The organism is Pontibacter sp. FD36 (assembly GCF_015686655.1).
Lineage (GTDB): Bacteria > Bacteroidota > Bacteroidia > Cytophagales > Hymenobacteraceae > Pontibacter.
In genome coordinates this window covers 113,144-139,318 of the sequence record NZ_JADPMP010000014.1, presented here as the reverse complement: position 1 = coordinate 139,318, position 26,175 = coordinate 113,144, and the positions used below count along the sequence as shown (strand labels likewise).

At 50.5% G+C, this 26,175-nt stretch carries 18 protein-coding genes; 13 read left to right on the top strand and 5 right to left on the bottom strand.

Annotation, left to right across the window (positions count from 1 at the left end):
• Positions 1 to 69: 69 nt before the first annotated feature.
• From I0P70_RS19370 to I0P70_RS19360, 3 genes are all read right to left on the bottom strand, one after another.
• The gene (locus I0P70_RS19370) at positions 70 to 1,434 is read right to left on the bottom strand and encodes a lysophospholipid acyltransferase family protein (RefSeq protein WP_196120785.1); all 1,365 of its coding nucleotides are present in this window, start codon (positions 1,432 to 1,434) and stop codon (positions 70 to 72) included.
• Positions 1,435 to 1,602: 168 nt separating this feature from the next.
• Positions 1,603 to 2,001, bottom strand: a complete 399-nt coding sequence (locus tag I0P70_RS19365) for a hypothetical protein (protein WP_196120784.1) — start codon at positions 1,999 to 2,001, stop codon at positions 1,603 to 1,605.
• 265 nt (positions 2,002 to 2,266) lie between these two features.
• Complete coding sequence (locus tag I0P70_RS19360) at positions 2,267 to 2,488, bottom strand: hypothetical protein (protein ID WP_040574204.1); 222 nt, start codon at positions 2,486 to 2,488, stop codon at positions 2,267 to 2,269.
• A gap of 110 nt (positions 2,489 to 2,598) precedes the next feature.
• Between I0P70_RS19360 and I0P70_RS19355 the strand changes: the two genes are divergently transcribed.
• The 6 genes from I0P70_RS19355 to I0P70_RS19330 all read left to right on the top strand — a co-directional run bounded on the left by I0P70_RS19355 (position 2,599) and on the right by I0P70_RS19330 (position 10,392).
• Positions 2,599 to 2,760, top strand: a complete 162-nt coding sequence (locus I0P70_RS19355; protein ID WP_196120783.1) for a helix-turn-helix transcriptional regulator — start codon at positions 2,599 to 2,601, stop codon at positions 2,758 to 2,760.
• Positions 2,761 to 2,893: 133 nt separating this feature from the next.
• Positions 2,894 to 5,707, top strand: coding sequence for a carbamoyl-phosphate synthase large subunit (gene carB / locus I0P70_RS19350; RefSeq protein WP_196120782.1), 2,814 nt, complete (start codon positions 2,894 to 2,896; stop codon positions 5,705 to 5,707).
• Between the two features lie 226 nt (positions 5,708 to 5,933).
• Positions 5,934 to 6,206, top strand: coding sequence for a DUF4834 family protein (locus I0P70_RS19345; protein WP_196120781.1), 273 nt, complete (start codon positions 5,934 to 5,936; stop codon positions 6,204 to 6,206).
• A gap of 99 nt (positions 6,207 to 6,305) precedes the next feature.
• Positions 6,306 to 8,750: a YfhO family protein gene (locus I0P70_RS19340; RefSeq protein WP_230392303.1), complete on the top strand. Its 2,445-nt coding sequence runs from the start codon at positions 6,306 to 6,308 to the stop codon at positions 8,748 to 8,750.
• Positions 8,751 to 8,789: 39 nt separating this feature from the next.
• Positions 8,790 to 9,695 carry a 1-aminocyclopropane-1-carboxylate deaminase/D-cysteine desulfhydrase gene (locus I0P70_RS19335; protein WP_196120780.1) on the top strand — a complete coding sequence of 302 codons (906 nt, stop codon included), beginning with the start codon at positions 8,790 to 8,792 and terminating at the stop codon, positions 9,693 to 9,695.
• 61 nt (positions 9,696 to 9,756) lie between these two features.
• Positions 9,757 to 10,392: a DUF4230 domain-containing protein gene (locus tag I0P70_RS19330; RefSeq protein ID WP_196120779.1), complete on the top strand. Its 636-nt coding sequence runs from the start codon at positions 9,757 to 9,759 to the stop codon at positions 10,390 to 10,392.
• A 398-nt stretch (positions 10,393 to 10,790) separates the two neighbouring features.
• Here I0P70_RS19330 and I0P70_RS19325 read toward each other — a convergent pair whose 3' ends face one another.
• Positions 10,791 to 11,273: a regulatory protein RecX gene (locus tag I0P70_RS19325; protein WP_196120778.1), complete on the bottom strand. Its 483-nt coding sequence runs from the start codon at positions 11,271 to 11,273 to the stop codon at positions 10,791 to 10,793.
• Between the two features lie 148 nt (positions 11,274 to 11,421).
• Between I0P70_RS19325 and I0P70_RS19320 the strand changes: the two genes are divergently transcribed.
• The 3 genes from I0P70_RS19320 (at position 11,422) to I0P70_RS19310 (ending at position 15,574) form a co-directional block, all read left to right on the top strand.
• Positions 11,422 to 12,303 (top strand): DMT family transporter, encoded by an 882-nt coding sequence (locus tag I0P70_RS19320; RefSeq protein ID WP_196120777.1) that lies wholly within the window; start codon positions 11,422 to 11,424, stop codon positions 12,301 to 12,303.
• A 213-nt stretch (positions 12,304 to 12,516) separates the two neighbouring features.
• Positions 12,517 to 15,102 carry a DUF5686 and carboxypeptidase regulatory-like domain-containing protein gene (locus tag I0P70_RS19315; protein WP_196120776.1) on the top strand — a complete coding sequence of 862 codons (2,586 nt, stop codon included), beginning with the start codon at positions 12,517 to 12,519 and terminating at the stop codon, positions 15,100 to 15,102.
• A 112-nt stretch (positions 15,103 to 15,214) separates the two neighbouring features.
• The gene (locus I0P70_RS19310; protein ID WP_196120775.1) at positions 15,215 to 15,574 is read left to right on the top strand and encodes a hypothetical protein; all 360 of its coding nucleotides are present in this window, start codon (positions 15,215 to 15,217) and stop codon (positions 15,572 to 15,574) included.
• A 79-nt stretch (positions 15,575 to 15,653) separates the two neighbouring features.
• Here the strand turns inward: I0P70_RS19310 and I0P70_RS19305 are convergent, their stop codons facing one another.
• Entirely contained in the window at positions 15,654 to 16,604 is a 951-nt protein-coding gene (locus I0P70_RS19305; RefSeq protein ID WP_196120774.1) for an EamA family transporter, read from the bottom strand.
• 307 nt (positions 16,605 to 16,911) lie between these two features.
• Here I0P70_RS19305 and I0P70_RS19300 point away from each other — a divergent pair, with 307 nt between their 5' ends.
• From I0P70_RS19300 to I0P70_RS19285, 4 genes are all read left to right on the top strand, one after another.
• On the top strand, positions 16,912 to 19,362 hold the full coding sequence (locus I0P70_RS19300; protein WP_196120773.1) for a bifunctional UDP-N-acetylmuramoyl-tripeptide:D-alanyl-D-alanine ligase/alanine racemase: 2,451 nt from the start codon (positions 16,912 to 16,914) through the stop codon (positions 19,360 to 19,362).
• A 245-nt stretch (positions 19,363 to 19,607) separates the two neighbouring features.
• Complete coding sequence (locus I0P70_RS19295; RefSeq protein ID WP_007657272.1) at positions 19,608 to 19,856, top strand: FeoA family protein; 249 nt, start codon at positions 19,608 to 19,610, stop codon at positions 19,854 to 19,856.
• Positions 19,857 to 19,868: 12 nt separating this feature from the next.
• Entirely contained in the window at positions 19,869 to 22,022 is a 2,154-nt protein-coding gene (gene feoB / locus I0P70_RS19290; RefSeq protein WP_196120772.1) for a ferrous iron transport protein B, read from the top strand.
• 899 nt (positions 22,023 to 22,921) lie between these two features.
• Positions 22,922 to 26,164: a SusC/RagA family TonB-linked outer membrane protein gene (locus I0P70_RS19285; protein WP_230392301.1), complete on the top strand. Its 3,243-nt coding sequence runs from the start codon at positions 22,922 to 22,924 to the stop codon at positions 26,162 to 26,164.
• The last annotated feature ends 11 nt before the right edge of the window (positions 26,165 to 26,175 follow it).

Below are 26,175 nucleotides of genomic sequence, written 5' to 3'. Positions count from 1 at the left end.
TTTTGATGCTAAATACTCAGGACAGGAATTCGGATTGATACGTAGTAATACCTATCAGTTTAAGGCTTTTCAATCTGGGTTCTTGTTAGTTGCCTGCTCGTAAAGAAACTCCTTGCGGGCTCCTTCAAGTTCATTGATAAGCTCCTGCCGTTGGCGTTTCAGGCTTTCTGCTACCGGGCTCTTGCTCAGAAAGAGGCGTAGCAGCAGCCAGTGTTCACGTACGCGCAGCAATGTGTTCCAGTAGCGCAGTGCAAAAAAGCCTGACAAGGGTAGGCTAATCAGGTATAGCAGCAGGTATACTGCGTTTGGCCAGAAGTGCCAAAGTATAGCGCCCTGCAGGGCATATAATACCGGAAACGAAAAAATACCCACCGACAGCATGATCGGTGCTCTGAATTCCTGCTCCTCTGTAAGTGCATCAGCTACTTTAGAGGGTATAATATAAGCCAGGTAGTTATTTATAAGCCCGTAGAGGTATAGCGGCATAGTAAGCGTTAGTAGCAAGGTACGGGCAAGACTCTGGCGCAGTAGCACATTGTTTTCCTCCATAGTGGGAAGGTGCTGCAGGTCCAGTTCCTGAAGCTGCTGCGTATACGATCGCATTTTATTCCGAAAGCGCTCCACCCGCTCCGGTTGGGTTTCCATAAAGTGCGCCAGCCCTTTTACAATAGCTCTTGTCAGCAGGAAGTCACGCACGTGGCGTGGGGCATCGATGGGTGTTTGTGCCGCCAGTTTCTCTTTGTATACCTGCTCAATCTGACGCACAAGTGCATCCTCATCATCAGAAGGGGTTACCACAATCAGCTTCTCGAGCTGCTGCCGTATCTGGTCAGTCAATTCATTGACAGTGCCCTTCTCGTCCTGCTGGTATTGAGTCAGGTAAGTGGCGACAGCAATGGGTCTGCCCACATTTACGAACACATCACTTCGGAAGCGGGTAGGGTCAGAGTAGTTAAGGCCGACAGGGAGTATCTGCAAGTCAGCTACCGCTGGCGTATGTGCCACAGCACCCAAGGCCATACGGGCCGTGCCTGTCTTGATCTTGCGCAGGCGCCTTTCGTTAAAGCTGGTCCCCTCCGGAAAAATAAGCAGTGTTTTGCGCTCCTTCAGTGCCTGGTAGCTGGCTCTGAACGTCGCCTCATTGTCTACTAGAACGCCCGGCGTATCCGCCTGCCGATGAATCGGAATCAGGTTCATGCGGTGTAGCAGCCAGTTGTGAAGCGGCGAACTGAACACCGTACTCTTCGCGATAAAGTATACCTGTTGCGGAAGCAAGGAGGCGATCACGATCGGATCCATGAAGGTGTTGGGGTGATTGGCAACCACGAGTAACGGTCCACGCACTGGCATTAGGTGACGGTTGCGCACCACAAACCTGCGGAAGAACACCCAAAGGCCTGTGCGTAAAATCAGCTTTAAAATAAAGTATAGCATGTGGGCTTTTCAGGTATGAGCATACACTTGCCGGGTAGTATGCCTGCATTTAGCCTGACAATATAAGCAATATCTTGAATAGCCGGACATAGGGAAATGGGGCAAACAAGACGCAGTTGCAGGTATGGGAAGTTATTGATAGATAATAGGCGAAGTAAAAAAATCAGCTTATTCTTCAGACGTAAGCCAATCGTAAGCGGAAGTAAGGTCATCAAATTCCCGGGTTTCGAAAGGAAGCGGATGGGGGCGGCTGGCAAATACCTGCTGAATCTGGCGACTGGCGGCAGGGTCGAATGGATTGAGAGAAGCAGAGCGCTTGAGTGGGAGTTGGCTAAAAGCCTGAGCATATACATCGCGGGTCCAGGCCAGGTCGTCGGGGTCGAGGGGAGAAAGTAGACGGCTGTCAGTTATGGTGTAAGGCGCACCCAACTCCCGGGCAAGCCGGATCAGCCTGATGAGTGCCTGTCTGTATTGCAGGCTGCTGCACTTGCCATACCATTGACTTAGCAGCACATGGCTGGCTGCATGATACTCTAGGAGCAGATAATCCGTTTGAAAGTAGACCATAAGTTATGGCATTAAACCGGTGAATATCAGCTTAATGATACTGAATAAATATGGTACAGTCAACCTTTTTATTATAAAATGACGCTATCATAATATTGTAGTAATGCTATGCTTTGCGGAAGTTCTCCTGATTTATGCTGCAACCTGAAGCTAAAACAAGTCTACAGAGACATTTAGAGCCCCTTCCTGGTAGTGTAGGGATACAAAAAAGCCGCAGATAGCAGCACTGAGTGCCTGAATCTGCGGCTTTCGCACCTGAAGAAAATTATTTTGTTCTCAGGTTATTGGCGTTACTACCGTCAAGTTTGCGGGTGTCTTCTTCATTTTTGGCTGCGGCATTGCCGCCCTCCTCTATACCTTCTGGCTCAGCGTCTATAATGTCGTGCTCCTCTTTTTTGAGGCCCTCCAGCGGTTCCGGGTTTTCTTCAGGCAGACGCTCGCTCTCTTCCGAATTGGTTATATAATCGTCTTCACGTGGTGTTTCCATGGCTGTTTATATTAGGTTATACTTTGTGTACGTATCGCGGACGCAAGGTTTGGCTACATCCTGTGTTAAGGCTGGATGATGCTAGTTAAAATTTTTGCTTTTAAAAAGGCATGACCCAGGAGCAACTGGCCGAGGCTTTGGGTGTGAGCCGCCAGACCATCAACGCCATCGAGAAAAATAAATACCTGCCTTCTACCTTGCTTTCGCTCAAAATGTCAAACCTCTTTGGCTTGACTGTAAACGAGCTTTTTGTGCTCGAGGAGGGCGATTAGCAAGCTTCCTTTCCGTTAGTTTTAGGTATAGCGGGTGTCTTATGTTAAAAAAAGAAAGCCTTGGGTCGCACTTTTCGTTTGTGAGCCCCAACAATTTGCGGTAACTTTGGGCAATTTATACCTACCAAAGCACATGCCTAGAGACACCAGTATTAAATCCGTTCTGATTATTGGTTCTGGCCCTATTGTAATCGGCCAGGCCTGCGAGTTTGATTATGCGGGCTCCCAAGCCTCCCGTTCCCTTCGCGAAGAGGGGATCGAAGTGACGCTTATCAACTCGAATCCCGCCACTATCATGACCGATAGCGTAACGGCGGACAATGTGTACCTCAAGCCGCTTGAGAAGAAGTACATCATTGAAATTCTGGAAAAGCATCAGATCGACGCCGTGCTGCCGACCATGGGTGGGCAGACAGCCCTGAACCTGTGCATCGAATGCGATAAGGCAGGTATCTGGGAGAAGTATGGCGTCAAAATAATCGGTGTAGACATCAACGCGATTGAGACCACCGAAGACCGCGAGAAGTTCCGTTTGAAGATGCTCGAGCTCGGGGTGAATGTTTGTAAGGGAGAAACAGCTACCTCGTTCCTGGAAGGAAAAGAGATAGCGCAGGAAATCGGTTTTCCACTCGTGATTCGCCCTTCGTTTACCCTTGGTGGTACGGGGGGCGGTTTTGTTAATACCCCTGAGGAATTCGACGCAGCCCTGACCCGCGGCCTGCATGCCTCGCCGGTGCACGAAGTACTGGTAGAGCAAAGCATCATGGGCTGGAAAGAGTACGAGCTCGAACTGCTGCGCGACAACCTTGGCAACGTCATCATTATTTGTTCGATCGAGAACTTTGACCCGATGGGCGTACACACCGGCGACTCCATCACAGTAGCGCCAGCCATGACCCTGCCGGACACAGTATACCAGCAGATGCGCGACCTGGCTATCAAGATGATGAATGGCATCGGGCAGTTTGCAGGTGGCTGTAACGTGCAGTTCTCCGTGAGCCCGGATGATGATACCATTATCGGCATCGAGATCAACCCGCGCGTTTCCCGCTCGTCGGCACTGGCCTCTAAAGCGACGGGTTACCCAATCGCCAAGATCGCTGCCAAACTGGCCATCGGTTATAATTTGGATGAACTAAAGAACGCTATCACCAAGACTACCTCGGCTTACTTTGAGCCGGCGCTGGACTACGTGATCGTGAAGATACCACGCTGGAACTTTGATAAGTTTAAGGGCGCTAACCGCACGCTGGGTCTGCAGATGAAGTCTGTGGGCGAGGTGATGGGCATTGGCCGTACCTTCCAGGAGGCGCTTCAGAAAGCCTGCCAGAGCTTGGAGATCAAGCGTAATGGTCTGGGTGCTGACGGCAAGGAGATGACCAACTACGATGACCTCATTTACAACCTGAAGAATCCAAGCTGGAACCGTTTGTTCTGTATCAAAGATGCCATGCGCATCGGTATACCTACCAGCACCATCCAGAACCTGACCAAGATCGACCCTTGGTTCCTGGCGCAGATCGAAGAGATCGACATGCTGGAGAAGGAGATGGAGAAGTATACCCTGGCTACCCTACCAGGCGAACTGCTGCGTGAAGCCAAAGTGAAAGGCTACGCCGACCGTCAGATCGCGCACATCCTGCGCTGTCTTGAGAGCGAAGTACATGCTGTGCGCATGGAGCTAGGTATACAGCGTGTTTACAAAATGGTGGATACCTGCGCTGCCGAGTTCGAAGCCAAGACGCCATACTTCTACAGCACCTTCGACGGTGAAAACGAAAGTGTAGTAACTGATAAGAAAAAGATCGTGGTGCTGGGTTCGGGCCCGAACCGCATCGGCCAAGGCATCGAGTTCGACTACAGCTGTGTGCACGGGGTACTGGCGGCCAAGGAGTGCGGCTACGAAACCATCATGATCAACTGCAACCCCGAAACGGTTTCAACAGACTTCGACATTTCGGACAAGCTGTACTTCGAGCCAGTGTTCTGGGAGCACATCTACGATATCATCCTGCACGAGAGACCGGAAGGTGTAATTGTGCAGTTAGGTGGACAGACAGCCCTGAAACTGGCTGAGAAACTGGATCGCTATGGCATCAAAGTGATTGGTACAAGCTACAAAGCACTTGACCTCGCCGAAGACCGTGGTTCGTTCTCTTCTTTACTGCGTGACCTTGACATTCCTTACCCTCCGTTTGGTGTAATTGAAACAGCTGAAGAGGCACTGGAGCTTTGCAAAGAGCTGAAGTTCCCGCTGCTGGTGCGCCCAAGCTACGTACTTGGTGGCCAGAGCATGAAGATCGTGATCAACGAGAAAGAGCTCGAAGCTCACGTGATCGACCTGCTGAAAGACCATCCGGGCAACAAGGTGCTACTTGACCATTTCCTGGACCATGCCATAGAGGCAGAGGCCGACGCGATCAGTGACGGCGAGGACGTGCACATCTGCGGCATCATGGAGCACATCGAGCCGGCTGGTATCCACTCCGGTGACTCGTACGCGGTACTTCCTCCGTTCGACCTAAGCGAAAACGTGATCAAGAAGATCGAAGATTACACGAAGCGAATCGCACTGGCACTGGACACGGTGGGTATTATCAACATACAGTTTGCCGTGAAGAATGAAGAGGTATACGTGATTGAGGCGAATCCGCGTGCATCACGTACCATTCCGTTCATCGCGAAAGCTTACCGTGAGCCATACATCAACTACGCTACCAAGATCATGCTGGGAGAGAAGAAGGTGAAAGACTTCAACTTCAACCCCCACAAAGAGGGATATGCCATCAAAGTGCCTGTGTTCTCGCACAGCAAGTTCCCTGAAGTGAATAAGGAGCTCGGCCCTGAAATGAAGTCAACGGGTGAGGCGATTTACTTCATCGACAATCTGCAGGACGACTACTTTGTGAAAGTATACTCCGAGCGCAACCTATACCTGAGTGTGTAGTGAGTCGCTTCTGATAAACCGAAAAGCCTTCTCTGTCATGGGGAAGGCTTTTTGCATTTTGGGCACAACCGTCATTTTTAAGCCGTATACAAAATCCTTATCTTTGCCTAAGCCCCGCCGAAATGACAGGAAAAACTTTTTGGCAGGGGAATTGTATCTGAACAGGTACTGTTTTTGTTAAATAATAGACAGCCGTCTTGTGCTGGCTATACCTTAACCGACTATCATGATCAAATTCATATTCGTTACCCTACTCGTTGTCTTTTTTATCCGATTGGTAGCGCCTATTCTGTTTCGCTGGTTGCTTGCTTTTTTTGTGAAGAAGAGCCTGCGCAACGGCACTTTCTTTTACTCTAACATGAACCAACCACGTCCTGAGACGCAAGCGAATGGCAATGGCCGACAAAAGGGCGATATCAAGATCGACTATGTGCCAGAGCAACCAGATCGCAAGGATTTCAATGGCGGGCAGTACGTCGATTATGAAGAAATAAAATAAAAACCCTATCTTTCAGCTCTATTCAAAGAGCATATTTGAATTTCGTTTTTGCAGCGCAAAGGATGAATTTTAAACATGCTCTAAGGTTTCCTGAAAGATATGACAGCTTCTATTGACTTTAAGCGCGATGTGCTTCCGCATCTCATCGCGATCCTGATTTTCCTTCTTCTTACTGCCGTATACTTCGCTCCTGTCCTGTTTGAGGGCAAGGGGATGGCGCAGCATGACATCCTGCAGTTCAAGGGCGGAGCCAAAGAGATACAAGACTATCGCGAGGCTACCGGCGAAGAGACCCTCTGGACAAACTCCATGTTCAGCGGCATGCCTTCGTACCTGATCAATACCCGCTATCCCGGCGACTTTTCGGGCTACATCCATGCCATCCTGACTTTCAACCTGCCAGCTATGGCGGGTAATATCTTTATCACGCTCCTCTGTGCCTACATTCTGCTGGTCACGCTGCGGCTCAATACCTGGGTGTCTATTATCGGCGCTATAGCCATTGCCTTTACTTCCTACAACTTTATCATCCTGGAGGCGGGTCATAATACCAAATCACTGACCATTGCTTACATTCCGTTGGTACTCGCCGGTATGTTCTATGCCCTCCGGCGGAATGTCTGGATAGGGGCTGCCATTTTTGCATTGGCACTCACACTCAACCTGCACTTCAACCACCTCCAAATGACCTACTACATGCTTCTGATGGTGCTGGTATGGATAGTGGTGGAACTGATCTATGCTATAAAAGAAGGCAGAATAGCCGACCTGATCAAGCGTGGACTGGTGCTGGCAGTGGCTGCCGTGCTGGCGGTAGGCGTGAACTTTGGCAGACTGTATACCGTGGCTGAGTACAGCCAACACAGTATCCGCGGCAAGTCGGAGCTAAGCGTGGCCAACAGTGGCGACAAAACTTCCAGCGGCCTTGACCGCGACTATGCCTTTAGCTGGAGCTATGGCGTGGGCGAAACCATGACACTGCTTATACCTGACTTCTATGGAGGGAGCAGCAGCAACACCCGACTCGATAAAGATTCGCAGAGCTACCAGGCGTTACTGGGGCTTGGCTTGCCACCGGTTCAGGCAGAGCAAGCACTAGAGCAAGGCTTGCCTACTTACTGGGGACCTCAGCCGATGACGAGCGGCCCGGTGTACGTAGGAGCCATTATAATATTCCTGTTCGTGTTGGGCCTCTTCATCGTGCCCAAGCCAACCCGCATCTGGCTGGTTGGCGCCACCATCCTGTCTATTGTGCTGGCTTGGGGTAAGAACTTTGAGGCTTTCAACTACTTCATGTTCGATTACTTCCCGGGCTACAACAAGTTCAGGGCAGTTTCATCAGCCCTGATCATTGCACAGATCACGATGCCGTTGTTAGGTATACTGGCGCTTTACAAAGTCATCCGCGATCGTAATCTGATCAAAGACCTGGACAAGAAACTGATGATTTCAGGTGGTATCACAGCCGGTATCTGTTTGCTGGTGTGGGTGTTTGCGGGCTCAGCCAGCTTTGTAGGAGCAGTCGATCCGCAATTGCAGCAGTCTTACTTCCCATTAGACGCTATCCGTGCCGACCGCGAAAGCATGATGCGCTCGGATGCCCTGCGTGCATTCGTCTTTATCGCGCTGGCCTTCGGACTACTTTACTTCTACCTCAAAGGCAAAGTGTCGGCTACTATGGCCATGGCAGGTATAGGTTTGCTGATACTCGTGGACCTGTGGAGCGTGAACAAGCGCTACCTGAACGACGGCGACTTTGAGAAACGTGTAGTAGAAAACCACTTCCAACCGACCAAAGCCGACCAGATGATCCTGCAGGACAAAGATCCGCACTACCGCGTGCTCTACCTGCCGAATCCGTTCAACGATGCCCGCACTTCTTACTTCCATAAGTCAGTGGGTGGGTACCATGGCGCCAAAATGCGCCGCTACCAGGATGTGATCGACCGCCATATCGTGCAGAACAATCTGGAAGTGCTGCGCATGCTCAACACCCGCTACGTGATCACAGGCGATCCGCAGCAGCCGGTGCAGCGTCTACCGGGTGCCTTGGGCAATGCCTGGTTTGTGAGTGAGGTGAAGACGGTGAATACTCCGGATGAAGAGATAGAAGCCCTGAACGGACTGGACGCCAGCACCACGGCTGTGGTGGATGTTTCGAAATTCAAGACGGCAGCGACTAGCTATAATGCGGAAGGCTCTACCATCGAGCTAACCGAATACCAGCCAAATGCCCTGACCTACGCGGTAAATGCGGCGCAGGCCGGTCTGGCAGTATTCTCAGAAGTATACTATGCCGACGGCTGGCAGGCTTACCTGAACGGACAGCCGGTGGATCACATCCGGGTGAACTACATCTTGCGTGCCATGGAAGTGCCGGCAGGTAAGCATACCATCGAGTTTAAGTTCGAGCCGAGTTCTTATACCTTAGGCAATACCATCTCACTGATTTCATCGATTCTACTGTTGGTAGTGATCGGTGGGGCGATCTTTTATGGGATGCGTCGCAAACCTGCAGAAGTAGAAAAAGAAGTAATCGTATAAGCCAAAGGCCCTGTATGCAAATACGGGGCCTTTGTTTTGATGCCGATGGAAGCACCGCTGCAACAGTTGCACAGTCCAGTTTGGGAGGAACAAGGTATAGCGCTTTGGGTGAAGCGGGAGGACTTGCTGCACCCCACTATATCGGGCAATAAGTGGCGCAAACTCAAGTACAACCTGAAGGAGGCAAAGCGGCTGCTACACAACACGCTGCTGACCTTTGGCGGCGCCTATTCCAACCACATCGCGGCAGTAGCGGCGGCAGGGCAGGAGTTCGGTTTTAAAACCATTGGCATCATCCGGGGAGAAGAGCATCTGCCGCTCAACCCCACGCTTACATTTGCCCAGGCAGCAGGTATGGAACTGCACTACATCTCCCGCGAAGCGTACCGACAGAAGTCTGACCCGCTATACCTGACGCAACTGGCTGAGCAGTTCGACAATCCTTATATTATTCCCGAAGGCGGCACCAATGCCCTCGCCGTAAAAGGCTGTACTGAAATTGTGTCAGACATCTCCATCGACTACGACTACATCTGCTGCGCCAGCGGCACGGGCGGTACCCTGGCCGGCATCATCGCCGGGCTTAAAGGCGAGAAGCAAGTGCTGGGCTATCCGGCTTTGAAAGGTGGAGACTTCTTGAAAGAAGAAATAGAGCAACTGATCAAAAGCTATAGCGGGCAACACTACGACAACTGGCAGCTGATTAATGACTACCACTTTGGTGGCTATGCCAAGGTAAGGCCTGAATTGTTGGACTTTATACGTGACTTTCAGCAGGAGCACAGCCTGCCGTTGGAGCCTGTGTATACCGGTAAGATGTTCTACGGGCTAATCGATTTGATACAGAAAGGTTATTTCCCCAAAGGCAGTCGCATTGTGGTGGTGCATACCGGTGGACTGCAGGGCAATGCCGGTTTTAAGGAGCGGCTAGGTATAGCCCTGTAGCGAATTTGAACTTTAGCACCATAATTGCTGTGTAGACAATAGCGATCACAAAGACACAAAAATGCTCACGCCCCTTATCCGACTGTTGTTTCGTCTGCTCCCTTTTGTTTTGCTGCTACTGGTAGGCTGGTTTGTCTGGCGCCAGGTGAAAGACACTTTCGGACCCGACGAAAAACAACCCGAAGTTATCGTCAACCACAACACTATCCTGACTACTGTAGAAGAACTCGGGAAAATGGAGCTGGTGCGCTATAATTTCAAAGATGTGGTGGAGTACGAAAAAGACGTGTCGCGCTGGGTGCCTAACTCCAAAGTGGTACTGATCGTGACGGGAGAAGCCGTGGGCTGCATCGATTTTACGAAACTGACAGAACAGGATATCCTCTTTCGAGGTGACTCACTGGTGCAGATCAGTTTGCCGGAGCCTGAAATCTGCTACTATAAAATAGACCACAACAAGTCCAAAGTCTTTTCAAAAGAGAATACATATTTCCAGGATGCAGACCTGGTGCAGGAAAGCTACCGCTATGCCGAGTCCAACGTAAAGGAGGCGGCCCTGGAATCAGGTATACTACGCCAGACGCAGGTAAATGCCGAGAAAGTACTGAAGCCTATGCTGGAGGAAATCACCGGCCGCAAAGTGGTGCTGGTCCCGCAACGGCGTATTCAAAATCCGGAGATGCCGAAGAGGAGGTAGTTTGATGGGTAAATTGTTGATGGTTAAATTGTTGTTGATGCACGGTTTTATGGCCCTCGCTTGCGTCCCGCCACTTTCAAAGGATTTGAGCCATTTGCTATGAATCATATACTTTGAATTTAGTAGCTACACGAAGCCTTCATTATAGCAAAGTCATTTCATTCTACACTTTCATGTCCTCCTGTAAGGATCTTGGTAGTAGATAGCATAGGCTTAATTTCCTTCTGACCGGGTTTCTTTACAGAATGACAGTGGGCTCTACACAGGCTTTGATTGAATCCAGATTTCTCCTATCGTCGAAATGACAGTAAAATATGAAGATAGGTGAGCGGAGTCCGCTGGATAACTCACACTCGCGGGTCGCGAGCGAGGGCAGGAGATACTCTATCCCCAACTTTCTACTTTTCTAACTGTTTCAGCGCATCCTGCACTAAATCATTTTCATAGCCTTTGCTGACCAGGTAATACGTTAGCTTCTGGCGTCGGGCGAAGGGGTTCTTTTCTTTTTCGGTGGCGTTTTTCTTCTCTAAAAGCTGCAGCAGGTTCTGCTCGTACACGTCGTAATCAATTTCCTTTAGGCCCTGCTTAATGCAGTAGTCCGAAATGCCTTTAGACTTTAGGCCCTGCACAATCTTACGGCGTCCCCATTTCTTAAGGCCATACTTGCCGCGCACATAGGCCTGTGCATAGCGTTCTTCATCCAGCATCTTTTCCTGACCCAGCCGCACAATGATTTCTTCTACATCGTCCGGTTCGAGTCCATAGGTATACAACTTCGTGCGCACTTCCTGCTGGGTGCGCTCCTGGTATGCACAGTAAGCCGCCGCCTTAATCAGGGCCTCTTTCGGGGTATAGGTTTTCTGTTTTTTCTGTCGTTCCAAATCGTTCGTTTTGCTCCTGTTTAAAACAAGTTTGGGCTTACAAGAGTTGCGCTATTGCCAACTAAAAACAAGTTAGCAATACCACAATTAAATTACGCAAATCAACCTAATTCCCCCCACCTTTGTGGTTTCAAAAATAGAATTAAGTATGTTTTCAAAAGGAGTCAGGTACATGCTACTGTCTACGCTGTTTTTCTCGCTCATGAACGTGTGCGTGAAAATGGTGCCGCATATACCTGCCATTGAGGTGATCTTGTTCCGTTCGGTGGTGTCGCTGGTGATGAGCTTCGTCGTGCTACGTGCTAAGCGGGTAAGCGTATGGGGTAGCAACCATGGCCTGCTGATAGCCCGAGGGGCGGCCGGAGCCATGGCGCTCATGCTGTTCTTTACCACATTGCAAAATATACCGCTAGCCACAGCGGCTACGCTACAATATCTGTCGCCCATCTTTACCACGATCATGGGTATTTTCATTGTGAAGGAGAAAGTCAGATCCTGGCAGTGGGTATTCTTTGCGGTGTCGTTTGCAGGGATTCTTGTCATTGAGGGTTTTGATGCCAGTGCCGATTCATTTTATGTGTGGCTGGGCGTGATGAGTGCTGTGTTCTCAGGACTGGCCTATAACTTTATCCGACGCCTGAATACACGGGAACATCCGCTGGTAATCGTGTTTTACTTCCCGCTAGTGGCGCTCCCCATCTCAGGTATCTACTCCATTTTCAACTGGGTGCAGCCCGATGGCTGGGACTGGGGCATTTTGTTGCTGGTGGGAGTGCTTACGCAACTGGGGCAATACTACATGACCATGTCGTACCAGGCAGAAGAGATTTCCAAGGTGGCGAATCTTAACTTCATCGGGATTATTTATGCACTTTCGCTGGGCTTTATCCTGTTCGACGAGCACTTTGAGCTGGCAACTTACATCGGTATGGGGCTGGTGTTGGTAGGGGTGGTGCTAAACGTGCGCTACAAAAACCGGCTGTCACAGCGCGAGATCGAGGCCCACGAAACGAAGCTGCCCAAGGTATAGCAGCAGCTGAGGCTTTGCCAGATGTTACCGCACCTGTTACAAAATGACCAAGGATAGCGTGCGCTGGGGTTTTCTAAGGTATAGCCATGCAAAAGTGTATACCTGTAAAGGGTTTGGCGAGCTAAAATTCTGAAAAAGCTAAACACGAGGGGCTGGTTTTGTCGTTAGTTCTTAAATTGTAAAGCATAACATTCCAGATAAGAGCCTCCGTACATGCGCCCTGCTTTTCTACTCTTCCTGCTATACCTGTTGCCGGCCATCACCATGGCGGGCACCTTGCGTGGACGCATCACAGACGAGAACAACCAAGGCCTGCCTTTTGCCAGCATCTACATCAAAGAAACAGCCAGCGGAACCGCCTCCAACGACCAGGGCAATTACCAACTGCAACTACCAGCGGGTACCTATACCCTGGAGTTTAAGTATGTCGGGTATCGGGCACGCATTGAGACGGTGACCATAGGCGACGGAGCGCAGGAACTGAACGTGCAACTGATGCCGGAGGTACTCAACCTGAAAGAAGTAGTGGTGAAAGCAGCGGACGAGGACCCGGCCTACGGCATCATGCGCAATGCCATCCGGCTGCGCAAGTACCACCGCGACGAAGTGAATGCCTGGAGTGCCCGGGTATACATGAAGGGCGTGGCCCGCATGGACAAAGTGCCCGGCAAAGTACTCGGTGTGCGGGTGGTGGATGTGGACACGGGCATCGTATACCTGTCGGAGTCGGTGTCGGAATTGCATTTCAAGAAACCGAACAAGGTGAACGAGCGCATCATCTCCTCTAAAGTGAGTGGCAAGAAGCAGGGCTTCAGCTTCAATCAGGCTTCGGAGATGAACATCAGCTTCTATGATAACCTGCTCAAGGTGCAGGGCCTGAGCGAACGGGGCTTTGTATCGCCGCTGGCCAACAATGCCCTCTTCTTTTACCGCTTCGAGTACCAGGGGGCCTTTGAAGAAAACGGTCGCACCATCAACAAGATCAAAGTCATTCCAAGGCGCAAAAATGACCCGGTTTTTCAAGGCAACATCTACATCGTAGACGGCACCTGGCGCATCCACAGTACCGACCTTACCCTCACCAAGAATGCCGGCATCGATTTCGTCGATTTCATCCGGGTGCGACAGGTATACGCGCCGGTGCAGGACCATGTCTGGATGCCGGTGTCACAGCGCTTTACCTTTGAGGCCTCCGGACTGGGCTTCAAGGGAGGTGGTTATGCCATGGGCGTGTACTCCAAGTATAAGGTGCAACCCGCCTACAGCCGTCCACCAACGGTGGTGGAGCCCGAACCGGAAATAGTGGAAGACGCCGTAGCAGTAGAAGTGAAACCAGCACGACGGCAGCGTGCCCGGGTGATCAAGCCTAAGGAAGTCACGCCTGAGGAGCAGCCTGCCATACATAATGAAAAGTTGTTTAGTCGCGAAGTGTTGGTTGTAGAGAAAGAGGCGAACACCCGTGACTCGGCCTATTGGGCTGAAATCAGACCGGTGCCGCTGACTGAGGAAGAGCAAACAGATTACCAACGCAAAGACAGCCTGGAAGTGATCCGTGAGTCTAGGGTTTACAAAGACTCGCTGGACCGTATCCGGAACAAGCCGACCTTTGGCAACTTTTTCATGCGTGGCTATACCTACAGCAACACCTACGAGCGCCACTATTTCCGGATAGACCCACTGCTGAGTCTGACAGGTGGACCAAGTGTGCTGCAATACAACACCGTGGAAGGCACTGTGCTGAATGTAGGCATGGAGTACCGCCAGAGCTTTGAGGACCGTCGCCACTACGAAATAGAACCTACCATCCGTTACGGACTGGCAAATGAGAAGCTCAACGCCAAACTGCGCCTGAACTATACCTACGACCCCATCAAGCGGAGTTCGATTTCGGTGGAGGGCGGTCGCTTTGTGGATCAGATTAATTCTACCAACCCGATATCGCCTTTCGCCAATACAATCTATACCTTGCTGCTGCAGCGCAATTACCTAAAGCTCTACCAACGCGGCTATGCCCGGGTGAATTACCGCTCTGAGATATTCAATGGCGTCACGATACTCACATCACTGGACTACAGCCACCGGATGCCGATGGAGAATTCCACTGACTATACCTTCCGGGAAAGCAGTAGCGGCGGCTTTACCTCCAATGTGCCAGAGAACGCTGAGCTGGCCGATGCCTCCTTCGATCCGCACCAGGCTCTGACGGCTGCCTTTACCGTAGCCTTCCGACCGGGCATGAACTACATCTCCCGACCCGACCGCAAGATCAACATCGGTTCGCGCTGGCCTACCTTTTCGCTGGGTTACCGGGGAGGTATCAAGGCGCTGGGCGGTGATGTGCAGTATACTACCGTGGCGCTGCGCCTCTCCGACGACTTCAGTTTAGGCTTGCTGGGCAGTAGCGAGTACAGCTTTACGGCGGGCACTTTCTGGGGCAAGGAGAACATGCGGCTGATGGACTACCGCCACTTCAATGGCAACCGCACCATTTTCGCGGGGGTGTACACCGGCTTCCAGCTCCTCGATTACTATAGGTATAGCACCAACAGTCGTTACCTGGAGGGACACTACGAGCATCACTTCAATGGTTTCCTGTTCAATAAAATACCGCTCTTCCGTCGCTTGAAATGGCAGGAAGTGGTAAGCCTGCACTACCTGAACACACGCAAGTCAGAAAACTATCTGGAGCTGGGCTTAGGTATAGAGCACATCTTCAAAGTGCTGCGCGTCGATTTCTTCACCTCGTTTCAGGAGAGGCAAAAAGTGCATACAGGCGTGAGAGTAGGATTCGGGTTTTAAGCTGAAGGGCTAAGATAGCATAGTGCCAGCGAAGGGGCAGGAAGGCTGTATTACAACCAAATAGACAGGTTGGACGTTAGAAATCAGAGAAGACTAATATTTTGAAACGACCATGAAAAACCTGAAAAATATATTTAAAACCGGACTTGCCGCTGCCTTTATGGCTACCATCACGGTGGCTTGCGGCGATAGGCCGGCCTCGAACCCGACAGACGATACCAGTACATCAGAAGCCATTTCCGGAAAGAGTGAATCAACCCGTAATTTGATTCGTCCACGACCGGCTCCTATAGGAGACACTGCCGAAACAGGTGAGCAGGCCGATCGCTTCGGTAACCTGCCATCTAATGTAGACACGGCTGCCCGCCGACAAGTGGAGCAGGATATTCTAAGACAGGCAGAAGAGAATCCTAACCAGCGCCCTGAAATCAGGACGCCACCTAATAGACGCATCGACGGGACTAACCAGTAACCGGATACTTCATCAACAGAAAGAGGCCATACCTGTACGCATAGCAGGTATGGCCTCTCTGTTTTCTGGCAGGTAAGCGTTACTTCACCACCGCCGTAGTGCCCACTGGCGGAATGACCAGACCTGCCCCGGTCTTCTTGCGCCCTTTCAGGTTGATGTTGTAGATGATCACCGAGATAAAGATCAGGATGTAAGCCGCCACCTTTACCGCTGTGGTCTCTTCGTTGAAGTACAGGAAAGCCACCACGAAGTTGAGGATCGGGTTGATGTACATCAGGATGCCAATCGTTCCTGACGTGAGCTCTTTAAGCGCATAAAGGTTCAGAAACAACGGCAATACCGTAAAGAGGGCACTCAGTATACCTGTCATCAGAAAGAAATGACCGTCCAGTGCTACTTCAGAGCTTCCTTTGAGCTGCCCGTAAAACGGTGCTATAAACACAAAAGAGAGCAAAAGCTGCAGCGTGAGCAGCACGATCTTGTCGTATACCTTGAGAATGCGCTGGGTGATCAGGTAGAAGGCGTAGCTCAGCGCAATCAGCAAACTGAAAAGCAGGCTGGTCAGTTCACCGGTCCCGATCAGCACACAGCTCAGAGCGCTGAGCCCGATAGCCACCCACTGGTTAGCACGCAGCTCTTCTTTAAGCAGCGCAAAACCCAGCACCGCCGTCAGTATCGGGCAAAGCAAATAGGAGAAAGAGCCCGTCTGGATGTTGATGTGGTTGATAACATAAATGAATGCCAGCCAGTTTATGGTCAGTAATGAACCACCCAGAAAGGTGAAGAGCAGAAATTTGCGGGCCTCCCGTGGTTTCGATGCCTTTACCAGTGATAGTGTCTGCATCAGGTTCTTGCGCCTGAAAAGTACCGTGATCAGCAACAGCAGGACGACCGACAAGGCCACCCTGAAGAACAGGATCTGTCCGCTGGGATAATCTGCCAGGGCCTTGAGCGGAAAAGGTATAAAGCCCCAGATCACAAAGGCTGCTATACCTGCCGCATAGTATGGTTTGGTGTTCGTTGTTTCCATTGTAAAATATTGTTGAAGTCAAGCCATTCGGTCCAGCGGTCTGCAGCATATAGAGCTACATTTTCTGACTACCTGTGGATGCTCCTAATCTTTCATTATTTGATCTTCGTCCATTTCCTTCAAACAGGAGAACCGCCTTTCTGAGAAATGAAAAGAGCGCAAAGGTATCGTTTTGATTTTGAAAATGCTGCTATATAGTTTCTTGCAATCATGTTTTAACATTAATTGCCTGGCGCTTTAATTCTTCGCCGCTCCTCACATCACTTCATCCGAAATAGTATCTTTGAGCCTGAAAACCGATTTGTTTATGCTTACCTTTTACCAGCTTCAAGCCATTACTGGAGGCACTGTAGTACAGTTGCTTCAGGACAGCCCCGTGGTGCACCTGCTTACCGACAGCCGCAAGCTCTCGCAGCCGGCAGGTACGCTGTTTTTTGCCATCAAGGGGCGGTACAACGACGGGCATGTATACCTGAGTCAGCTGTACAAGCTGGGCGTGCGGCAGTTTGTTGTGGAGGAAATGGCAGGACTGATGCAGCTATACCCGGAAGCCAGCATCCTGCAGGTGCAAAGCAGTCTGGAGGCTTTGCAGGCGGTGGCGGCCTGGCACCGGGCGCAGTTTCGTATACCTGTGCTGGGCATCACTGGCAGCAACGGTAAGACTATCATAAAAGAGTGGCTGGCTCAACTGCTGAGTCCGGAGGAGTTGGTGGTGAAGAGTCCGCGCAGTTACAACTCCCAGATCGGTGTGCCGCTCTCGGTTTGGCAACTCGACACCAACCATACCTTCGGTATTTTTGAGGCGGGTATATCGAAACCAGGCGAGATGCAGAAGCTGCAAAATATCATCCAGCCTACAATTGGCCTGTTTACTAATATCGGCAGCGCCCACGACGAAGGCTTTGCTGATCGACAACAGAAGGTGGGAGAGAAGCTGCAGCTATTCAAGCAAGTGAAGTTGCTCTTCTACTGTCGCGATCACGAGCTGGTGCATGAAGCGGTGCTGGCGAATGCTATACCTGCTTTCACCTGGTCCCGCAAGCAGCAGGCGGATGTTCAGATCAGCAGCAGTACGATTTCGGGCCATAAAACGATCGTGAGCTATACCTGGCAGCGCGAGCAGCACAGCCTGGCTATACCTTTCACAGACGATGCCTCCGTGGAGAATGCCCTGCACTGCTTGGTGGTGTTGCTGCACCGGGGCATGTCGCTCACCGACATACAGGACCGCATGGACCGGCTGCAGCCCGTAGCCATGCGCCTCGAAATGAAAGAAGCCATCAACGGCTGCTACCTGATCGACGATACTTACAATAACGACCTCGCCGGGCTATCCATCGCGCTTGATCTGCTGGCCAGTCAGCCAAGGCGTGGTAGGCGCACCCTGATTCTCTCTGATCTGCTGGAGTCAGGTATGGCCGAGGAGAAACTTTACGGCGAAGTAGCAGTTCTGACCAAAGCTCACCAGGTAGAGCGCCTGATCGGGGTCGGCCCGACTATACAAGCGCATGGATCAAAGTTTGGAGGCGATACAGCCTTTTATACTAGCACTGCCGAATTTTTGCAGCAGTTCAGTTCCGAGCAGTTCCGCAATGAGTTAATACTGGTCAAAGGTGCCCGGGTATTTGGTTTCGAGAAGATCGTGCAGGCCTTTCAGCAGAAAGTGCATGGCACGGTGCTGGAGGTCAACCTGGATGCGCTGGTGCACAACCTGAATTACTATCGCTCCAAGCTGGCGTCTGGTACCAAACTGATGGTCATGGTAAAGGCCTTCGCCTACGGTAGCGGCAGCTTTGAGGTGGCCAACCTGCTGCAGTTCCACCGGGTAGATTACCTGGCGGTGGCCTACGTGGACGAAGGGGTGAGCCTGCGGGAGCATGGCATTACGCTGCCCATCATGGTCATGAACCCGTCGCCGGACAGCCTGGCTAAACTGCACCAGTATAGCCTTGAGCCCGAGATCTACTCCCTGGAGCTGCTGCGTGATTTTTTATCCACAGCCCGGCCGGATGTTAACTATAAGATTCACCTGAAGCTCGACACGGGCATGCACCGCCTAGGTTTTACAGGGGATGACTTTGGGGAGCTATTCACATTGCTTGCCCAGCACCCCCAAGTGCGGGTGGTCAGCACCTTCAGCCATCTGGCCGGGGCTGACGAAGCCCTCCACGATGATTTTTCGCGGATGCAGCTACAAAACTTCAGGACTTTGGCTGCTGAAGTAGAAGAGCGCCTCGGCTATACCGTGCTCAAGCACATTCTCAACTCAGCAGGCATCGTGCGTTTTCCGGAGCATCAGCTGGATATGGTACGCTTAGGTATAGGTGTGTATGGGGTCGAGTCCACCGGTTCCGAACAGGAGGCATTGCAGCCTGTCAGCACACTCAAAACGACTATCTCCCAGATCAAGCAGATCCGTGCAGGTGAAACCGTGGGTTACAGCCGCAAAGGTATAGCCGACACCGACAAGACCATTGCCACCATCGCCATCGGTTACGCCGATGGCTACGACCGTCGCTTCAGCAACGGCGCGGGCGAAGTGCTGCTCCATGGCAGAAGAGCCCCCATTATCGGCAATGTGTGCATGGACATGTGCATGGTCGAAGTGACCGGTATACCTGCCAAAGTAGACGATGAAGTGACAGTGTTTGGCCCGCAACTCACGCTGGTCGAGCTGGCGCAGCGCATCGGCACCATCCCTTACGAACTCCTCACAAACGTCAGCACCCGCGTCAAGCGCATTTTCTTTTCGGAGTAGGTTTAGGAATTTGGGGATTTTCAGATGATGAGGGATGTGAGGAAGTGGAAGCTGGTTTGCCAGGGTGTACAAGTTGTAATTCTCTGTTTACTACACTAGCGCATTAAACAATTAGCAAATCGGTCTATCTCCAGATCTTCAAATCACCTCATATCCAAATCATCAGTCTTATTCTTTTGCAATACCGGGGAACAGCTTGTATCTTGCAGTTGTTTATAACGAGTCTAAATAAAAGAAGAGAAATCGTGCGTAATAGGACAGAAGAAACACAGGCCCAGAAGAGTGTGCGCGATCTGAAGATCGGGGAGAGCGGAGAGATATGCTGTTTGAATGACCCTGAGATGGCACTCAAGCTGCTGGAGATGGGTTGCATACCTGGTACCGCTGTAAAACTGAACAGCAAGGCCCCCTTTGGTGATCCTGTCACGATCATTGTGAATGATTATACACTTTCTTTGCGTTTAGACGAAGCTGAAACCATTCTGCTGAAGTAGATTTATTACCACATGGCTGTTACCATAGAGGCGGAAGCGCCAGAAGCCAAAAAAGCAACGCTCCATCAGCCGGTGGCTAAAATTGCTTTGATTGGCAACCCGAATTCGGGTAAAACTTCACTATTCAACCAACTCACAGGCCTTAACCAGAAGGTGGGCAATTTCCCGGGCGTTACTGTCGACAAGAAGACGGGCATCAGCCACATCACCCCCAACCTGAAGGCGCAGATCATTGACTTGCCCGGCACCTACAGCCTGTATCCTAAGTCGCTGGATGAGCGTGTGATCATCGACCTGCTCTACGATCCGGCCTCCAAGCACTACCCGGATCTTGTTATTGTAACGGCTGACGCCTCTAACCTGAAGCGCAACCTACTGCTGTTTACCCAGCTGGTAGACCTGCGCATACCTGCCGTACTGGCCCTCAATATGATGGACGTGGCAGAAACAGAGGGTGTGAAGATCGATGTTGATGCGCTGCAGCGCGAACTGGGTGTGCCGGTTATTCCTCTCAATGCCCGCAAAGGCATAGGTATAGCCGCACTCAAGATTGTAATGTCGCAGCAGCTGACCCCTGCCAAAGCTACTTTCTTTGAAATTCCGGAAGAGCTGAAAGAGGCGGTTAGCCAGATCAAAGCGCGTTTCGATCTGCGCAACGATTACCTGGCGCTGCACTACGCTCATCAATATAAAAACCTGCGCTTCCTGTCCGAGCAAGATAGAGTTTGGATAGCGCAACTACTAGAGTCGGCTGACTTTAAGTCAAATACAGCACAGGCTAACGAAACGATAGCCCGCTATGTGCGCATAAATGAAGTGCTGCTCGATGTGGTGCGCATAGAGAAAGCCAAAGAAGAGGAGAAGTTCAGCAACAAGATCGACCAGGTGCTGACGCACCGCGTGTTCGGCTACCTGATCTTCCTGGCGCTGCTGTTCCTGGTGTTTCAGGCGGTGTTTGCCTGGGCCAGTTACCCGATGGACCTGATCGATGAAGGTATAGCCGGACTCAATACACTTATCCAGGAGAACTTCAGCGGACCGCTAATCAACCTGCTCACAGAGGGCGTAATCGCCGGTTTAGGTGGTGTGCTGATCTTTATACCACAGATCGCGATATTGTTCGCTTTCATTGCCATTCTGGAAGAAACCGGCTATATGGCCCGCGTGACTTTCATGATGGATAAGATCATGCGCAAGTTCGGCCTGAATGGTAAAAGTGTAGTGCCGCTTATATCAGGCGTGGCCTGTGCAGTACCTGCTGTCATGTCGGCGCGTACCATCGAAAACTGGAAAGACCGCATGATCACGATCTTCGTGACGCCGCTCATGAGCTGCTCGGCCCGCATACCGGTATACACGGTGCTGATTGCCTTGGTGGTACCGGAGGTATACTACTTTGGCTTCCTGAACCTGCAGGGCATTGTGCTCATGGGGCTATACCTGTTGGGCTTCCTGTCTGCCATCTTCTCAGCGCTTTTATTAAAGGTGTTGCTGAAGGCCCGCGAGCGCAGCTACTTCATCATGGAGTTCCCAGTGTATAAAATGCCGCGCTGGAAAAACGTGGGACTTACCATTTTCGAGAAGTCCAAGACGTTTGTGCTGGAGGCAGGTAAGATCATCGTGGCGGTTTCCATTATCCTATGGGTGCTGGCCTCTTACGGTCCCGGCGATAGCTTTGAGCGTGCCGAGGAGCGTGCCACGGTAGAGGCTGAAGCCAGAGGCTTGAGCGAAGAACAAACTGATAATCTGGTGTCGTCTTACCAACTAGAGTCGAGCTATGCCGGCAAGTTCGGACAGGCGATTGAGCCGGCTATCCGTCCACTGGGTTACGACTGGAAGATAGGTATAGCGCTGCTCACTTCTTTTGCCGCACGTGAGGTGTTTGTAGGTACGATCTCTACCATCTATAGCATAGGGGAGGAAGAGAACGTGAGCACGATCAAAGACAAGCTGATGTCAGAGAAAGATGCCGACGGCAATCCGTTCTTCACGCCGGCCCGTGCCTTCTCACTCCTGATCTTCTACGCCTTTGCCATGCAGTGCATCAGCACCCTGGCCATTGTTCGTCGCGAGACTAAAAGCTGGGTGTGGCCACTGGCGCAGCTGGTGTATATGACAGGTCTGGCATATGTATCCGCCTTCGCTGTTTTTCAACTGATGAGCTAAGCGTCCTATAAAAGCATTTGATCAGCCCGCTCCCTAAAGGAGCGGGCTTTTTTGTGCCCTCAAATTAAGAGCAGGCACTATATGCTGGAAGTTGTAGAAGTAGTTAAGTACTGTTTCGCGATAACCTAAGATCTTGATTATGTACAGCTTATGTTTTATAAATTTAATTTTTCTACTATAATATTGAATAAATTTATCTTTTCTGACACTTTATCGTATAAAGAGGAGCTTTTACCGTTTTGCTCGAAATCTGCTGATGCAAGAAGTACCTAAAATGCCCTGTAAGAATGATCAGGATGAGTGTTTGAGATCAAAAAACGCATTAAATATTTGTGAAAGCCGAAAACATTCTTTATAATTGAATATCTCTCACCTTAAACAAATAAAACAATGAAAAGACCTCTACTACTCTCAGAGTCATTTTTACCCCACTGCCGCTTACCTATTTCAACCAAACTAGCGGCCTCCTAAACAATTTTTGAAGTAGCATAGCCTGCTGTTAAGGCTATTAGCCTGTTATGTTCAGACTTTACTGTCTGCCCTAACGATGGCTGTGTCCTTATTTTGATAAATAATTTAACCTGCTCCAGTTTTTCCGGTGTCTGATACAGTGATCTGTAGAGGATGATTATCTGATTTGGATTATGTAACTGTTTCCTTAAATGTGCTGGTGTCAGCACTATAGGTAACCTGAGTCGCAGAAATCCTTGTTAATGGTAGCATCTTCAGTATCAAATGTCAGGAGCGAAGGAATTGATAGAAGAAGGAGGTGATCAAAAGACAGAGCAAGCCTGTGCTCAATTTTCAATATAGAACATACAGACTGTGGCTGCTAGCCAGCATAGTAAAAATAACACCTTAACTATTTTGAATTAATTCTTACCTAAACAAACAGCGCAATGAAAAAAATTTTAATGCTATGCCTGCTGCTTGTGTCGGCCTTGATCCACGAGGCCATGGCTCAAGTCAGGGCGATCACCGGTACGGTGACAGATGCTACTACCAATCAGCCGCTGCCAGGAGTTACAGTCCTGGTGAAGGGCACTACGGTGGGTACTGCCACAGGGGCAGATGGTACCTATACTGTGAATGTGCCAGAAGGCAGCAACACACTTGTGTTCCGCTTTGTAGGCTATCAGACTATTGAGCGGCCAATCGGCAACGCAACTACTGTGAATGTATCCCTGGGAGCCGATACCCGTCAGCTGGGTGAGGTTGTGGTAACAGCCCTCGGTATCGAGCGTACCCGAAACGAACTTCCTTATGCAGCGCAATCTGTAGGAGGAGAAGAAGTTGCCCAAACTCGTCAGCAGAACTTTACCAATGCGCTTTCTGGTCGTGTGGCTGGTGTGCAGGTAACTCAGAACAACAACCTGGGTGGTTCTACTAACGTGATCATCCGCGGTAACAAGTCTATCGGCGGTGCTAACCAGGCACTCTTCGTAGTAGACGGTGTTCCGCTGGACAACTCTACCAACAACACTGCTGGTCAGCAGAGAGGTACAGGTGGTTATGACTACGGTAACGCCGCAGCTGACATCAACCCGGACGACATCGAGTCGATGACGATCCTGAGAGGCGCCGCTGCAACTGCACTTTACGGTTCGCGTGCTGCCAACGGTGTTGTAATGATTACTACCAAAAGAGGTTCTAAAAGACAAGGTATAGGTGTGACGATCAACTCGGGTGCCAACTGGGGCTTCCTGGATAAAAGCACTTATACCCGCTTCCAGAAGGAGTATGGCAGAGGTTATCCGGGAGCCGTTTATAGCGATGAGTACCCTGGTTTCTACGCCAATGACGTTGATGGTGACGGAACTCCTGAGAGAGTGGTTGTATTGAACGAAGACGGTTCTGCCGGTCCTCGCTTCGATCCGAACCTGCTTGTTTGGAACTGGGATTCTTTTGACCGCACATCTCCAAACTTTGGTCGTCCTACACCTTGGGTGGCTGGCGCAAACGACCCGACTACTTTCTTTGAAACTACTTATGGCACATCGCACAGCATCGCAATTGATGGCACCAGCGACAAAGGTTTCTTTAAAGTAAATTATGGCCGCAACAGCAATGATGGTATGCTGCCGAACTCAAACGTGACGAAAAACTTCATCAGTTTCTCAACATCATACGACCTTGTTGACAGGCTAACAGCCACTACCTCTATTAACTTTACTGAGACTGATGGTATTGGCCGTTATGGTACTGGTTACAGTGGCCTGAACCCGAACCAGGGCTTCAGACAGTGGTGGGGAACTGACGTAGACCTGAAAGAGCAGGAGCGTGCTTACCTGGACACACGTGAAAACGTAACCTGGAACCCAAGAGCCTGGAACGATCCTCGTCCAATGTTCTTCGACAACCCATACTGGACTCGTTACGAAAACTTTAACTCAGACAACAGACGCCGTGCTTTGGGTTATGTTCGTTTGGATTACAAACTGACAGACTGGTTGAGCATCATGGGCCGTGCTTCATTGGATACTTATGACGAAATCCGTGAAGAGCGCTATGCAGTAGGTTCTGTAGGTGTATCAAGCTATACCAGACACAATGGTCGTTTCAGCGAAGCTAACTACGACCTGATGGCGAACGTTGACAGAGACTTCACTGAAGACTTAAACTTTAAAGCCACGATCGGTACAAACATCCGCGATACGAAGAGATCATTTATCCGCTCTACCACAAACGGTGGTCTGGTGGTGCCACGTCTGTACTCGCTTTCCAACTCACGCAACCCTCTTGGCCCTCCGGTTGAGCAAGACACCCGTCTGCGTGTGAACGGTTACTTTGCTAGTGCCACATTGGGTTACAGAGACCTGGCCTTCATTGACGTAGCTTCACGTGTTGACCAGTCTTCTTCACTTCCTCCTGCCAACAGAGACTATTTCTATCCATCAATCTCTGGTAGCTTTGTGTTCTCTGAACTTATGGAGCCTAACTTCTGGTTTACTTACGGTAAGATCAGAGCCAACTATGCTGAGGTAGGTAACATGGCAGAGCCACTGAGTGTGTTTGATGTGTATAACTTGATAGCACCATTTGGCTCTACTTCGCTGGCATCTGTTAACAGTACCAGAAACAACCCTGACCTGAAGCCAGAGCGTACGAAAAGCTGGGAAGTTGGTGCAGAATTCACCTTCATGGATGCCCGTGCTGGTTTTGACGTTACGTATTACAACGCAAGCTCTGTAGACCAGATCCTTAACGTGCCGCTCTCAAGAGCTACTGGTTATAACGCCCAGTGGATTAACGCCGGTGAGGTGGTAAACAAAGGCTTCGAGGTTTCTGCTTTCGGCTCTCCGATCAAAACAGATGACTTCTCCTGGACTATCAACGCAAACTGGACCAGAAACAGAAGTATGGTAGAGGACCTTGGTCCAATCCAGAACTACCAGATTGCAACCTTCCAGGGTGGTGTATCGCTTAACGCAGCTGAAGGTGAGCCATTCGGTATCATCAGAGGTGCTGGTTTTGTGTACAATGACCAAGGACAGCGTGTAGTAGGTGCCAACGGTTTGTATCTGTCTAACAGAAACGCCAACACCAACATCGGTGACATCAACCCTGACTGGGTAGGTGGTGTGACTAACACATTCCGCTACAAGGGTGTGTCTCTGGGCTTCCTGATTGATGTGAAGCAAGGTGGCAGCGTATTCTCACTTGACCAGGCTTATGGTCAGTACACTGGTATTCCGGATAACACTTCGTTCACTAACGACCTGGGCAACCCGGTTCGTAACCCAATTGTTCGTAACGCCGATGGTAGCTACGCTGAAAACAGCGGTGGTATGATTCTGCCAGGTGTGAAAGAAGACGGTACGCCTAACGACACACGTGTAGAAGTATTCTATGCCATGGGTTACAACAACCCGCCAGAAATGCACGTGTACGATGCCAGCTATGTGAAACTGAGAGAGGCTACTTTGGGCTTCGCTCTGCCAGAGTCGCTTGTGTCCAGATTCAAGGTGTTCCAGGGTATAGACCTGTCAATCTATGGTCGTAACCTGTACATCTTCCACAAGAACACGCCATACTCTGATCCGGAAGAAGGTCTGAGTGCTGGTACTCAGTCACTTGGATATCAGAGTGGTGCCTATCCTACTATGCGTAATGTAGGCTTTAACGTAAGAGCAAGATTTTAATAATGAATAAT